We start from the raw sequence: 12,434 nt of genomic DNA, 5'->3' as shown, positions 1-12,434 counted from the left end.
GCACTGTCAGGCGTGCTCAAACGGGCCGATCTCGCGGATCACCTTGCAGATCTGCAGGAAGCCGCTGGCGTAGAACTCGGCATGTCCTCGCCTCATGGTTTCGACATGGTCGGGATGATGGCGCCAAGCTTCGAGCGCCTCCTCCGAAGCAAAGCGAAACAGGGTGAGCTCCTCGCCATCCGCCGCCTTGAATGATTTGACCGACAGGAAGCCCGGAAGGCGGCTGACAATGTCGTACATGCGTTCGCCGAGCCGGTTGTATTCGTCGAGCGGGGCGTTCTCCCGTAACTTCAAGTCACCAACGACAATGACTTCACCGATCATGTTGCAGTCCTCCGTCGATCCAATGTCCGTGGCAGGTTGAAAACCATCGCCCGAACACAATTCGAAATCGCGGCCGGTGTTGTTACGCCTCCACCCTAGACGTTTCGCGCGCGCTATCGTCGGTCTCGGCAATCTATTCCCGCCGCCGCGATGAGAAAAACGTGACCGGAATAATGCGCCCCGGTGCGAATATCACTCCCCGAGTACCGCTCTCTCTCGCCTGAGGAAGCAACCTCGTGTGGAGGAGAAGCGATGCGAATTCTCGGGGGAATTCTGCTCGGCAGCATGCTGCTGTCGGCAGGTTCGGCGTTGGCGGAGGACGATGCGTCCGAGCTGCGTGCGCTGAAGGCACGGCTCAAGCAGCTCGAGCAGAAAATGGAGACGCAGGCGCGCAAGGAGGAGGCGCTGGCCGCAAGACAGAACGCAATTCAGAACGCGCAGATGACGGCGAAGGCGCCGGTGCCGTTCGATCCCTGCGCATCGGGCAAGCTCTGCTACAAGGGCGTCACCTTCACCTTCGGCGGCTGGGTCGATCTCACCGGCATCTATCGCAGCCGCAACCTCGCCTCCGATTCGGGCTCGGTCTACAACTTCATCCCGTTCCCGCAGAGCAAGAACTACAACACCGGCGAGTCGCGCTTCACCGCGCGCCAGACCCGCTTCTCGGTGCTCGCCGAAGCCAACGCCACGGAGAACATCCACGTCGCCGGCTATGGCGAGCTCGATTTCGAGGGCGCGGCGCAGACCGCCAATTCGGTCGCGACCAATTCGTTCAATCCGCGGCTGCGGCAGGCCAGCATCGAGATCGACCGCAGCGATCTCGGCCTGCATGTCCTCGCCGGCCAATCATGGTCGCTGAACACGCCAAGCAAGGCGGGCATCGATCCGCGAGGCGCCGATACGCCGGGCGTGATCGATTTCGAGCTGGTGCCGGGCTTCCTCGGCGCGCGTCAACCGGGCGTCCGGGTCTGGCAGGACATCGGGCCGGAGTTCAAGCTCGCGGTCTCGGCGGAGAACCCGCAGACATCCTTTTTCGGCGGCAACAACCCGCTGGTCGGCACGCCGGCGGTTGGCCCGCAGGGCGTGCTCAATCCGAATCTGCTGGTCAATCTCACCGGTCCGGGCGGCAGCTTCTTCAACAGCCTGAACAATGTCAGCCTCAACCACGTTCCGGATTTCACCGTGAAGGGCGCGTGGGATCCGCGGCTCGGGCCCTACAAGCTGCATGTCGAGGCGTGGGCGCTCTACCGCGACTTCTATGATCGCTTCAACTTCGCCAATCACGACGTCAACACGGTCAGCTTCGGCGGCCACCTCTCGGCCGAGATCGTGCCGAAGCTGCTCGAGGTGCAGGCCTCCGCCTCCTACGGTGCGCTGGGCCGCTTCACCGCAACGCCATTCCCGGATGCAACCGTGCGCCAGGACGGCTCGATCCAGCCGCTGCCGATCACGGCTTTCCTGGTCGGTTCGGTCTGGCACACGACGCCGTCGCTCGATCTCTACGCCTATGCCGGGCTCGAAAAGACCAAGGCGACCTTCTCCAATGTCGGCACGGTGCCGTTCGGCTACGGCAATCCGCTCTACAACAATCTCGGCTGCAACATCGAAAACTCGCTGGCCGCGACCTGTAACGGCAACACTTCGGAGGTGAGGCAGTACACCGCGGGCTTCTACGACACGATCTTCAAGGGCTCCTACGGCACCATCAAGGCCGGCGCGCAATATTCCTACACCCAGCGCTTCGCCTTCCAGGGTGTCGGCGGCGCGCCGAAGACCGACGACCACATCGTCATGACCCAGATCCGCTACTACCCGTTCTAGGGCGTGACGATGTCATTTCGAGCCGAGCTACGAACTCTGGTTACCTCGCCCCACGCGCGGCAGGGGTGTCCGGGGAATGATTCACTGTGTCGCGGTGCATGCTCGGCAGGACCGAGGCAAATCGGTCTTTTCTGGTTGTCGAGACACAGAGGGCCGAGCATGCGATATCGCGGTAGCATTTTTGGAAGGCTGCTTGAACCGATCAATCGACGGCAGTTTCAGACGGTTGTGGATCGTCTGGACGGGGATGCCTACGACAAGTCGTTCAGGAGCTGGGATCATCTGGTGGCGCTGATCTATGCCCAGCTTAGCGGCAACAGCAGTCTGCGCGGGGTGGTGACTGGCTTCAACGCCAATTCGCAGCATCACTATCACTTGGGAACCGGCAAGCTGTCGCGCTCGACGTTGTCCGATGCCAATGCCCGCCGTCCGATCGGCATTTTCGCGCAAACCTTTGCGGCGCTGTCGGCGATGGCGCGTCGCCAGCTGCGGAGTGAAGGCATGGAGATGGTGCGTCTGATCGACGCCAGTCCGATCCCGCTCGGCAAGGTCTGCAGTTGGGCGACGTGGAACGGCCGCATCCGCGGCATGAAGCTGCATGTCGTCTACGACCCAAGGAGCGATGTCCCGACCTGCGTCGAGATGACGGCCGCGAACGTCAATGACATCGAGATCGGCCGACAGACCCCAATCCAGCCCGCCACCACCTATGTGTTTGACAAGGGCTATTGCCGTTTCGACTGGTGGCAGAAGATCAATGATAGCAAGGCTTTCTTCGTTACCCGGGCGAAGACGAGCATCCGTCTTCGCTCGCTCAGGCATCGCGCCATCCGCAAGCGTAACGGGGATGGCTTCGAAATCCTTGCCGATGACGAGGTGAAGCTCACCAGCAAGGGCGATTCGCGCCTTCCAATCCCGCTCCGCCGCATCAAGATCAGACGCGAGAAAGGCGGCAAGATCACACTCCTGACCAACGACCTTGCCCGTAGCGCCGTCGAGATCGCCGCCCTCTACAAGAGCCGATGGCAAATCGAGCTGCTGTTCCGCTGGATCAAGCAGCATCTCGATATTCGCAAGTTCCTCGGCGCCAACGACAACGCGATCCGCCTTCAGGTGCTCGCTGCGATGATTGCCTACCTGCTGCTGCGCATCGCCGCTCACACCAACTGCATCAAAATGCTCCCGCTCAGGTTCGCCGAACTCGTCGGCCAGCTCCTGCTCTCGCGTCGATCCCTCGCTGCCATCGACAAACCTCCGCCCATCAACCCCAGCCGTCGGAAATCAACCATCTCACCTGACCAGATGGAGCTCCGCTATGCCTGAATTTCCCCGGACACCCCTGCACGCGCGGGGAGAGGTCGGAGCGCATCGTTAGATGCGCTCCGGGTGAGGGGGAGCCTCCGCAAACGTTGCTATCACCATCTATGCGGAGACGGCCCCTCACCCCAACCCTCCAAGAGCACGCTTCGCTTGTCTCGACCCCGTAAGAACGGGGAGAGGGAGTGCACCACCGGCAAAGGAACACCGCACATGAGGATCGTGACCAGACCGAAGCAGAGGGCCGTGATCGCGCGCGAATTGATGATGGTCAGCCGCGCCGCGCATGTGCTGCAGCGAACTGGCCTCGCGATGGCCGGTGCCATGGCCGGCACCTTCGTCGCCGCCCAGCTCGCCAAGGGCCATGTCGCTGTCTTCGGCACGCTGGTCTTCATCGCAACGACGATCGTGATCGGCGCCGCCGGCTTCTATCTCGGAATCGATATTCCCAAGCCCGCGATGCGCGGTACGGGTCGCATCGATGCCGTCGAGCTCGTGAGCGCGGGCGGCATCTTCCTCGCCGCGCTGGCTGCGCTGGTGTCGGTCTACGGCATCGTGTTCGACGAGATTCCGCCGCGCGCCTGGGAGTTCGTGATCGGCTCGTGGTGGTTCGGCGGCGGCGTCATGCTGGCGACCGCCGGCCTCGTCGGCCGTCAGCGGCCGGCGCAGAAGGCCGCCGCGCTATCGGCGGGGCCGATCCGGGATCAACGGCTGCGGCGGTGAGCGCCGTCGCAGACCTGCGGCCCCGCTGCGCCAATCTGTCCCGTAGCTGCGACTGGCCGATGCGATACCCTCACCAAAAAATCGGGAGGGACTTCAATGCCAGCGAAATTCAGTCGCCGTCACGTCATCGCTGCCGGAGCGGCGGCCGCCGCGATGCCCTTCCTGCCGCGCGGCGCCTCGGCGCAAGCCGCCTGGCCCTCGCGGCAAATCCGCATGATCTGCAGCTATCCCGCCGGCGGGCAGACCGATCTTTTGGCGCGGGCCTTCGGCGAATTCATCGCAAGGCAAGTCGGGCAAACCGTCGTCATCGAGAACAAGGCGGGTGCCTCGGGCTCGATCGGCGCCGCCGAGGTGGCGCGCGCCGCGCCTGACGGTCACACCATCCTGTGCTCGATCTCGACCACTTACGTGATGAACCGCGCGATGATGAAGAACCCCGGCTACGACATGGACAAGGATCTGACGCTGGTCAGCGTGATCCCGGGCGCCGGGCTGCTGCTGGTCGCGAGCCCGAAATTGGGCGTCAAGACACTGGCGGAATTCGTCGCCTATGCGCGCAGTAGCGGCAAGGTGAATTTCGGCACCTACAGCGCGGGCTCCGCGCCGCACATGACGATCAACGAGCTCAACAAGCAGTATGGCCTCACCATCGAGCCGATCCACTATCGCGGCGAGGCACCGATGTGGACCGGGCTCGCGGAAGGCACGCTCGATGTCGCGATGGGCAGCTACACCGCCGCGCAAACCGTCCTGCAGAGCAACCGGGGTGTCGCGTTCGCCGTGCATTCGAAGAAGGTCGACGCGATTCCCGAGATCACGACGCTGCCCGAGCAGGGCGCGACGTCGAAGTTCTTCACCGTGAGCGGCTTCTCGGGCTGGGCGCTGCCGAAGGCGACGCCGCAGCCGATCGTCGATCGGCTGTCGGAGATTTGCGTCGCCGCCAATAGCGATCCGAAGGTGAAGGAGGTGCTCGCGACCTTCGTGCTGGAGCCCGCGATCGGCTTCAAGGACAGCAATGCGCTGTATCAGCGCGAATTGCCGGTCTGGATGGAGGCCGCGCGGTCACTCGGCCTGCCGCCGGCTTGAAGCGATCCGGAACTGAAGGATGGCTAGATCGACGGTCACCATTCGTCGTAGAACCACTCCCTCGGGATACGAGGCCGCGCTCTTGCGTATGGCGGGATAGACGTCCGCTCGGGTTTGCGCGCGGCCGGAGCCGGCTGTGCCGGAGGCGGTGACGCCTTCGGCTCGGAAACCTTCGCGAGCGCCCGTTTCATTTCTTCCTGGCTCGCCTTGAGTTCCTCAATGGCCTTGGAGCTCTCGCGGGCCATCTGTTGCTGGTTCGCCTTTAGTTGTTCGATATTTCGTTCAACATTTGCGAGGTCGCGTGCGATCGTTTGCAGCAGCTGCGCCTGATCGGGAAGGGCTGGGTTGGCTGTCGGCGCGGCGTCCTGCGGTGGTGCGGTCTGAGGCAACGGCGTCGCTTGGGGCGGAGCGGCGTCTGCCGCGGCGACCTGAACGGTAGGTGGAGCGGGCTGGGCCGGAGGCTGCGGATCATCCGGCGGCAATGATGGAGTTGAAACGAGCTGCGGCGCCCAACGGGCGACAAGCAGCTTGGCTTCCCCGCCATATGACGACTGCAAAGCCAGGGCAGCGACCACGATACAGGCTGCCACCGACAAGGCGGTGAGCGCTCGGAATACCGGTCTTCCGGGCGGCGATTGCGAGCCAGGTACGGAAGAAGCAGGGCTCGGCCCGGAAGAAGCAGGGTTAGGTCCGACCGAGGGCGGGTTTGGCTTTGCCGACGGGTGGGACGCGGCATCGCGCTCCATTCTCGCGAGCTGTTCACTCAAGCGCGTGAGTTCTTCATCGGCGCGCGCAATCTGCTTTTGGGCTTCCGCGAGTCGTTCGTCGGCGCGCGCGCTCGGGCTATCGTTCGATCCAACTGGGTTCGGAGTGGGTGTGGAGTTCATCGACGTTTCCCTTTCCGTCCAATGTCACCCAAGAGTGCCGACTCGGCTATCCGTCAGGGGCGATCAGCCTCCAGCACTCCCTTCAGTCTTGTCCAAAGAATGGCCGGATGATAGCGCGCCCGAGGTCTCGTGATAATGGGGCGGGATATTGGCCCGGGCTAGCCGGAGATCGGGTCCGCTCGGGTCAAAAGCCGACATCATTCCGCGCCGCTTGGGGCAATGCAAACGGCCCTGGCCAGCGTAGTCTCAGGCGTCCCGCTCCACCAACTCGAAGGTGATGCCCTCCGGGCCCTCGAACAGCCGGAGCTTCCGGCTGATGTAGTCCATCTCCTCGCTCAGCATGGTGACACCGTTGGCCACCAGGTGCGCGGTGGCCGCCTCGATGTCGTCGACGCGGAAGGCGAGGTGATTGAAGCCCAGCTTTCGCAGATTGGTCGGGTGCACCCCCGGATCGGTCCCCGGGGGGCGGGTCGAACTGAAGCAGCTGGATTTCGAAATCCGCTCCTTCGAGTGCGAGGGTGATGTGCTGCGCTCTCATGGCCGGCATGCCCATGTACCGGGCGGGAACGCCGCCGTCGATGGTCGCGACGTGAGTCTTCTTGAAGCCGAGCAGTGCGAAGAACGCGATCGCCGGGCCGGCGTCGGCCACTGCGATCGTCACATGATCCGGACTGAGTATCATCTGATCGCTCCCTGTCATCGGCGACGCGCCGGCTTTCCTGCTGGAGGCTATCAGCTCGCTCCGTCCGCCGGTAGGTGGGTCGGCCCTGCGGCGACACAATCCGACGGGCAATCAGCGATTCATGTCGCGAGAATGCGGACGTGTGACCCACAAGCAGCGCAACACACTCGGTGTCGTCCCGGCGAAAGCCGGGACCCATAACCACAGCTGGTCATTGTTGCGCGATGCTGGGACGACGAGTCCCGTCAACCACACCCGCCGCGGAGTATGGGTCCCGGCTTTCGCCGGGACGACGAATGGAGAGAAGTCGTCCCGCTTACGTCTTCAAATTCGCATGCGGCCGGCCGAAGTCGGGTGCGGCGGAGTCCTGGCCGGTCTCGACGATGCCGCGGCGGATGGCCCGGGTGCGGGTGAAGTGGTCGAACAGCGCTTCGCCGTCGCCGCGCCGGATCGCGCGGGTCAGCTTCGACAGATCCTCGTTGAAGGTGCCGAGCATCTCGAGCACGGCGTCCTTGTTGGCGAGGAACACGTCGCGCCACATCGTCGGGTCCGAGGCAGCGATGCGGGTGAAGTCGCGGAAGCCGCCGGCGGAGAATTTGATGACCTCGGATTCCGTCACCTGCGCCAGCTCGTCGGCGGTGCCGACGATGGTGTAGGCGATCAGATGCGGCAGATGGCTGGTGATCGCGAGCACGAGGTCATGATGGTCGGGCGTCATGATCTCGACTTTGGCGCCGAGCGCGGCCCAGAACGCGCGCAGCCGGTCGGTCGCCGCGGGATCGGTGCCTTCGGGCGGGGTGAGGATGCACCAGCGGTTGATGAACAGCTCGGCGAAGCCGGAATCCGGCCCCGAATGCTCGGTGCCGGCCACCGGATGCGCCGGGACGAAGTGGACGCCGTCAGGCAGATGCGGCGCCATGTCCTTGACGACGGCGCCCTTCACCGAGCCGACGTCGGAGATGATGGCGCCGGGCTTGAGATGTTCGGCGATCTCGGCCGCGACCGGGCCGCAGGCGCCGACCGGGATGCAGAGGATGACGAGGTCGGCATCCTTCACCGCCTCGATGTTGGTCTCGACGACGCGATCGACGATGCCGAGTTCGGCGACGCGCGCACGCGTCTTCTCCGAGCGCGCGGTGGTCACGATCTCGCCGACCAGCCCCTGCGCGCGCGCGCCGCGCGCGATCGAGCCGCCGATCAGACCGAAGCCGATCAGCGCGATGCGTTGGAAGAGCGGGGCGGTGGTCACGATGTCACTTTCCGGCCAGGAAGTCGCGCAGCCCCTCGACCACGAGGCGGTTGGCCTCCTCGGTGCCAATGGTCATGCGCAGCGCATGCGGCAGCTTGTAATTGTTGAGTGCGCGCAGCACGAGGCCGCGCCGTGTGAGATAGGCGTCGGCTTCCGCCGCGGTCTTGCCCTTGTCGGTCGGGAAATGGATCAGCACGAAATTGGCGACGCTCGGCGTCACCTTCAGCCCGAGCTTGCCGATCTCCTCGGTCAGCCAGTTGCGCCATTGTTCGGTGTGGGTTCGCGACATCTGCACATGCGCCGTGTCCTCGATCGCCGCCACCGCCGCCAGCATCGCCGGCGTCGTGACGTTGAACGGACCGCGGATACGGTTGCAGGCATCGACGATATGCGCCGGCCCGAACATCCAGCCGATCCGCAGCGCCGCAAGGCCGTGGATCTTCGAGAAGGTGTGCGTCACCACCGTGTTGTCCGTGGTCGCGACCAGCTCGATGCCGAGCTCGTAGTCGTTGCGCGAGACGTAGTCGGCATAGGCGGCGTCGAGCACCAGCAGCACATGCGACGGCAGCGCGGCGCGCAGCCGCTTGACCTCGTCGAACGGGATGTAGGTGCCGGTCGGATTGTTCGGGTTGGCGAGCCAGACCAGTTTCGTGCGCGGCGTCACCACCTTGAGTATGGCGTCGACGTCGGCCGTGAAATTGGTCTCGGCCGCGATCACGTTCCTGGCGCCGTTCGCCATGGTGGCGATCGGGTAAACCAGGAAGCCGTGGGTGGTCGAGATCGCCTCGTCGCCGGGCGCGAGATAGGTGTGCGCCAGCAGGTTGAGGATTTCGTCGGAGCCGGCGCCGCAGATGATGCGGTCGGGATCGAGCCCGTAGGCGCGGCCGATCGCCTCGCGCAGCACGCGCGAGGTCCCCTCCGGATAGTCCTCGAGATGGTCAGCCGCCGCCTTGTAGGCCGCGATCGCCTTCGGAGACGGCCCGAACGGCGTCTCGTTGGCGGACAGCTTGAACACCTTGCGGCCCGGTTCCGGCACCGGGCTCTTGCCGGGCGTGTAGGGCGCAATATCGAGGATGCCGGGGTTCGGCACGGGGCGGGACATCATCAACTCCGAACAGAGCGTTTTCGAGCGAAGTGGATACCGGTTCGCGTGAAGAAAACGCGTCAAAACAAAAGCCTGGACGGGCGGCTGGCTCTTACTTCAGGTCCTGGCCGATCCGTTAGAGGGCACCGTATAGCGCGTTGCGTGGCTGCCGACGAGGGCCGACGAGCGGACCGAGGCGCCGGCCTTGATCAGGGCGAGCTTGATGGCCTCGAAACCCTTGTTCTTAAGGTCTTGCCCGGTGACCGAGACCAGGAGCGCCGCGCCGTCGAAAGCGGTGTCGGGGACCGCGACGATCTCGGCGAGCGGCGCAAGCGCCCGGGCGACATCGGCGTTCCAGCCGGAGACGCGCACGCTCCAGGTCTGCACTTCGGTGACCATGGCGTCGTCGGCGACCCGCGAGATCACGAACACCGGCAGCGCGGCGGGATGGTCGGCGCGTTCGAGGAACGGCAGCCGCGCGATGATCTTCGGCGCGCCACTGGCCTCGAGCGCATTCCACCACGGCGTACGGCTTGCGATCGCGGAGACCAGCGCGAGGTCGCCCTTCGACTTCGCCACCGCCTCGACCGCGGCCTGTGCGCTGAAATGCGACACGTAAGGCACCACGAAGCCGAAGTGAAACCGCGCCGAGTCGCGCATGGCCGACTCGCCGACCGAAACATCGGCATGCACCGCGAACGGCGCCTGCACATAGGTGAAGGTCGAGATGATGACGCGCCAGATGCTCTCGATGGTGTCGAGCGGCAGGATGCCGCGATGACGCCGCACCAGCTCGCGCATCATGCTGGCCTCGCGTGCCGGGCGGAATGCCGAGCCGACCTCCTGGGTCTTCTTGACCTGGATCAGGCGGTCGATGATGTCGCCGCGCGCCATCAACAGGCGGTGTACCTGCTCGTCGATCGCATCGATCTCCTTGCGCAGATCCTGCAGCGAGGGCGGCGACGGGGGTGGGTTGGACATGCTCTCAAACCTTGTCGTCGGGGCGGCCCGTTGCCGCGTCGGACAGGTCCCTGATTAGGAAAGACGGGCAGCGAAAGCAAAGAGAAACGTCGCAGGCGTGCCTTGCGCATTCGGTTAACCAATTGGCCGTGGGCAGGGCTGTCTTGACGGCGGGGGGCATGGGGACTACGTTCCCTGCGTCCCGTGGTCATTTGAGCCGGCCGGCTTGCAGCCACGTTAAACAACTCGCTAAACAGGCCGGGGACCTTATCAGCTCCCGGCCGAACCTTTGTTCAGGCCGGGTTTTTTATTGGCCTGAGGTCCGTCGAGCCCTCCCGCGCGGAGGCAGGGTCGCCTAGATGAGCAACGTGCGTCCGATACCGAGCCCACAAACCCCGAGCGATGATCGCGCCCATGAGGCCGACCATCCGTCGTCACTGGTGGCGAAGTTCGGGATGGACCAGCCGCTCAAGCTCGATTGCGGCGTCGATCTCGCACCATTCCAGATCGCCTACCAGACCTATGGCGAGCTCAATGCCGACCGCTCCAACGCGATCCTGGTCTGCCACGCGCTGACCGGCGATCAGCATGTCAACAACATCCATCCCGTCACCGGCAAGCCCGGCTGGTGGGAGACCATGGTCGGCATCGGCCGGCCGATCGATCCCGACAAGTACTTCATCATCTGCTCCAATGTGATCGGCGGCTGCATGGGCTCGACCGGCCCTGCGTCGTTGAACCCCGCGACCGGCAAGGTGTGGGGACTCGATTTCCCGATCATCACCATCCCCGACATGGTGCGTGCGCAGGCGATGCTGATCGATCGTCTCGGCATCACGACGCTGTTCTGCGTGGTCGGCGGCTCGATGGGCGGCATGCAGGTGCTGCAATGGACCGCGGCCTATCCGGAGCGCGTGTTCTCGACGCTCGCGATCGCCTGCTCGACGCGCCACTCGGCGCAGAACATCGCGTTCCACGAGCTCGGCCGCCAGGCCGTGATGGCCGATCCGGACTGGCGCGGCGGCCGCTATGTCGACGAGGACACCCATCCGCACCGCGGATTGGCGGTGGCGCGGATGGCCGCGCACATCACCTATCTCTCGGACGCCGCGCTGCATCGCAAGTTCGGACGGCGGATGCAGGACCGCGAGCTGCCGACCTTCTCGTTCGATGCGGATTTCCAGGTCGAGAGCTATCTGCGCTACCAGGGCTCGTCCTTTGTCGAGCGCTTCGATGCCAACTCCTATCTCTATCTGACCCGCGCGATGGACTATTTCGACATCGCCGCCGACCACAACGGCGTGCTGGCGAAGGCGTTCACCGGCATCAAGACGCGGTTCTGCGTGGTGTCGTTCACCAGCGACTGGCTGTTTCCGACCTCGGAATCGCGCGCGCTGGTGCATGCGCTGAATGCGTCGAGCGCGCGGGTGTCGTTCGCCGAGATCGAGACCGACAAGGGGCACGATGCCTTCCTGCTCGACGTGCCCGAATTCCTCGAGATCTCCCGCGCATTCCTGCTGGCCGCAGGCAAGGCACGCGGACTGAAGGACGGCGGCCAGCCATGAGCATGCAGCAGACATTGCCCTTGCCGGGCATCGCGCCGGAGCGGACCGGCGGCCATCGCACCGATCATCTGCTGGTCGCCGACATGGTGCGGCCGGGCTCGCGCGTGCTCGATGTCGGCTGCGGCGATGGCGAATTGCTGCAGCTCCTAGAGAGCCGCGGCATCGACGGCCGCGGCATCGAGCTGTCGCGCGAGGGTGTCAATGGCTGCGTCGCCAAGGGGCTCGCGGTGGTGCAGGGCGATGCCGACACCGACCTCGTCAATTATCCGGATGATGCGTTCGACTACGTGATCCTGTCGCAGACCTTGCAGGCGACGCGACAGCCCAAGGTGGTGCTGGAAAATCTGCTGCGCATCGGCCAGCGCGCCATCGTCTCGTTCCCGAATTTCGGGTTCTGGAAGATGCGGCTGCAGCTGTTGATCGGGGGCCACATGCCGCGCACCGAGAATTTGCCGGCGAGCTGGTACGACACCTCGAACATCCACTTCTGCACCATCAAGGATTTCGTGCAGCTCTGCGAGGAGATCAACGTCAAGATGGAGCGCGCGGTGGCGCTCGATCTCTACGGCCGTCCGGTGCCGCTCAACCTGCCGTGGTGGGTGTGGAACATGTTCGGCGAGCAGGGTGTGTTCCTGCTCAGCAGGGGTGGGCAGGGGAAGTGACGTCATGGCGTCATTCCGGGGCACGCGAAGCGTGAACCCGGAATCTCGAGATTCCGGGTTCGATGCTGCGCATC

General features: G+C 64.6%; 12 protein-coding genes and 1 riboswitch. Of the genes, 6 read left to right on the top strand and 6 right to left on the bottom strand.

Translation table 11 applies throughout. The features are described from left to right. Positions 1 to 6 precede the first annotated feature (6 nt). Entirely contained in the window at positions 7 to 456 is a 450-nt protein-coding gene (locus ACVW1B_RS30575; RefSeq protein WP_253606665.1) for an antibiotic biosynthesis monooxygenase family protein, read from the bottom strand. 120 nt (positions 457 to 576) lie between these two features. Between ACVW1B_RS30575 and ACVW1B_RS30570 the strand changes: the two genes are divergently transcribed. From ACVW1B_RS30570 to ACVW1B_RS30555, 4 genes are all read left to right on the top strand, one after another. Beyond that, the gene (locus ACVW1B_RS30570) at positions 577 to 2,145 is read left to right on the top strand and encodes a hypothetical protein (protein WP_253606667.1); all 1,569 of its coding nucleotides are present in this window, start codon (positions 577 to 579) and stop codon (positions 2,143 to 2,145) included. Between the two features lie 159 nt (positions 2,146 to 2,304). After that, positions 2,305 to 3,468, top strand: a complete 1,164-nt coding sequence (locus ACVW1B_RS30565; RefSeq protein WP_456822707.1) for an IS4 family transposase — start codon at positions 2,305 to 2,307, stop codon at positions 3,466 to 3,468. A gap of 207 nt (positions 3,469 to 3,675) precedes the next feature. Further along, the gene (locus ACVW1B_RS30560) at positions 3,676 to 4,185 is read left to right on the top strand and encodes a hypothetical protein (RefSeq protein WP_253606669.1); all 510 of its coding nucleotides are present in this window, start codon (positions 3,676 to 3,678) and stop codon (positions 4,183 to 4,185) included. A 96-nt stretch (positions 4,186 to 4,281) separates the two neighbouring features. Next, complete coding sequence (locus ACVW1B_RS30555) at positions 4,282 to 5,271, top strand: Bug family tripartite tricarboxylate transporter substrate binding protein (RefSeq protein WP_253606671.1); 990 nt, start codon at positions 4,282 to 4,284, stop codon at positions 5,269 to 5,271. A 35-nt stretch (positions 5,272 to 5,306) separates the two neighbouring features. Here the strand turns inward: ACVW1B_RS30555 and ACVW1B_RS30550 are convergent, their stop codons facing one another. From ACVW1B_RS30550 to ACVW1B_RS30530, 5 genes are all read right to left on the bottom strand, one after another. Then, positions 5,307 to 6,158 (bottom strand): hypothetical protein, encoded by an 852-nt coding sequence (locus ACVW1B_RS30550; protein WP_253606672.1) that lies wholly within the window; start codon positions 6,156 to 6,158, stop codon positions 5,307 to 5,309. A 246-nt stretch (positions 6,159 to 6,404) separates the two neighbouring features. After that, positions 6,405 to 6,602, bottom strand: coding sequence for a VOC family protein (locus ACVW1B_RS30545; RefSeq protein ID WP_456822706.1), 198 nt, complete (start codon positions 6,600 to 6,602; stop codon positions 6,405 to 6,407). Positions 6,603 to 7,156: 554 nt separating this feature from the next. Then, the gene (locus tag ACVW1B_RS30540; protein ID WP_253606679.1) at positions 7,157 to 8,089 is read right to left on the bottom strand and encodes a prephenate/arogenate dehydrogenase family protein; all 933 of its coding nucleotides are present in this window, start codon (positions 8,087 to 8,089) and stop codon (positions 7,157 to 7,159) included. 4 nt (positions 8,090 to 8,093) lie between these two features. Next, on the bottom strand, positions 8,094 to 9,191 hold the full coding sequence (hisC, locus tag ACVW1B_RS30535; protein WP_028341890.1) for a histidinol-phosphate transaminase: 1,098 nt from the start codon (positions 9,189 to 9,191) through the stop codon (positions 8,094 to 8,096). Positions 9,192 to 9,290: 99 nt separating this feature from the next. Then, entirely contained in the window at positions 9,291 to 10,154 is an 864-nt protein-coding gene (locus ACVW1B_RS30530; protein WP_253606686.1) for a chorismate mutase, read from the bottom strand. Positions 10,155 to 10,327: 173 nt separating this feature from the next. Continuing rightward, positions 10,328 to 10,407, top strand: a riboswitch (SAM riboswitch). An 85-nt stretch (positions 10,408 to 10,492) separates the two neighbouring features. Between ACVW1B_RS30530 and metX the strand changes: the two genes are divergently transcribed. Then, positions 10,493 to 11,698 carry a homoserine O-acetyltransferase MetX gene (metX, locus tag ACVW1B_RS30525; RefSeq protein ID WP_253606688.1) on the top strand — a complete coding sequence of 402 codons (1,206 nt, stop codon included), beginning with the start codon at positions 10,493 to 10,495 and terminating at the stop codon, positions 11,696 to 11,698. Further along, positions 11,695 to 12,360, top strand: a complete 666-nt coding sequence (gene metW / locus ACVW1B_RS30520) for a methionine biosynthesis protein MetW (RefSeq protein ID WP_028341893.1) — start codon at positions 11,695 to 11,697, stop codon at positions 12,358 to 12,360. The genes metX and metW overlap by 4 nt, the downstream gene beginning before the upstream one ends. Positions 12,361 to 12,434 lie beyond the last annotated feature (74 nt).

The sequence above is a fragment of the Bradyrhizobium sp. USDA 4502 genome (genome assembly GCF_054063355.1).
The sequence above is the reverse complement of the archived record's forward strand: the minus strand, read 5'-3'. Positions and strand labels throughout refer to the sequence as shown.

Bases quoted from the DNA above. Each gene is read 5' to 3' on its own strand.
- ACVW1B_RS30555 (WP_253606671.1), top strand. From the start codon at position 4,282: ATGCCAGCGAAATTCAGTCGCCGTCACGTCATCGCTGCCGGAGCGGCG.
- ACVW1B_RS30550 (WP_253606672.1), bottom strand. From the start codon at position 6,158: ATGAACTCCACACCCACTCCGAACCCAGTTGGATCGAACGATAGCCCG.
- hisC (WP_028341890.1), bottom strand. From the start codon at position 9,191: ATGTCCCGCCCCGTGCCGAACCCCGGCATCCTCGATATTGCGCCCTAC.
- metX (WP_253606688.1), top strand. From the start codon at position 10,493: ATGAGCAACGTGCGTCCGATACCGAGCCCACAAACCCCGAGCGATGAT.
- ACVW1B_RS30570 (WP_253606667.1), top strand. From the start codon at position 577: ATGCGAATTCTCGGGGGAATTCTGCTCGGCAGCATGCTGCTGTCGGCA.
- ACVW1B_RS30530 (WP_253606686.1), bottom strand. From the start codon at position 10,154: ATGTCCAACCCACCCCCGTCGCCGCCCTCGCTGCAGGATCTGCGCAAG.
- ACVW1B_RS30565 (WP_456822707.1), top strand. From the start codon at position 2,305: ATGCGATATCGCGGTAGCATTTTTGGAAGGCTGCTTGAACCGATCAAT.
- ACVW1B_RS30560 (WP_253606669.1), top strand. From the start codon at position 3,676: ATGAGGATCGTGACCAGACCGAAGCAGAGGGCCGTGATCGCGCGCGAA.
- metW (WP_028341893.1), top strand. From the start codon at position 11,695: ATGAGCATGCAGCAGACATTGCCCTTGCCGGGCATCGCGCCGGAGCGG.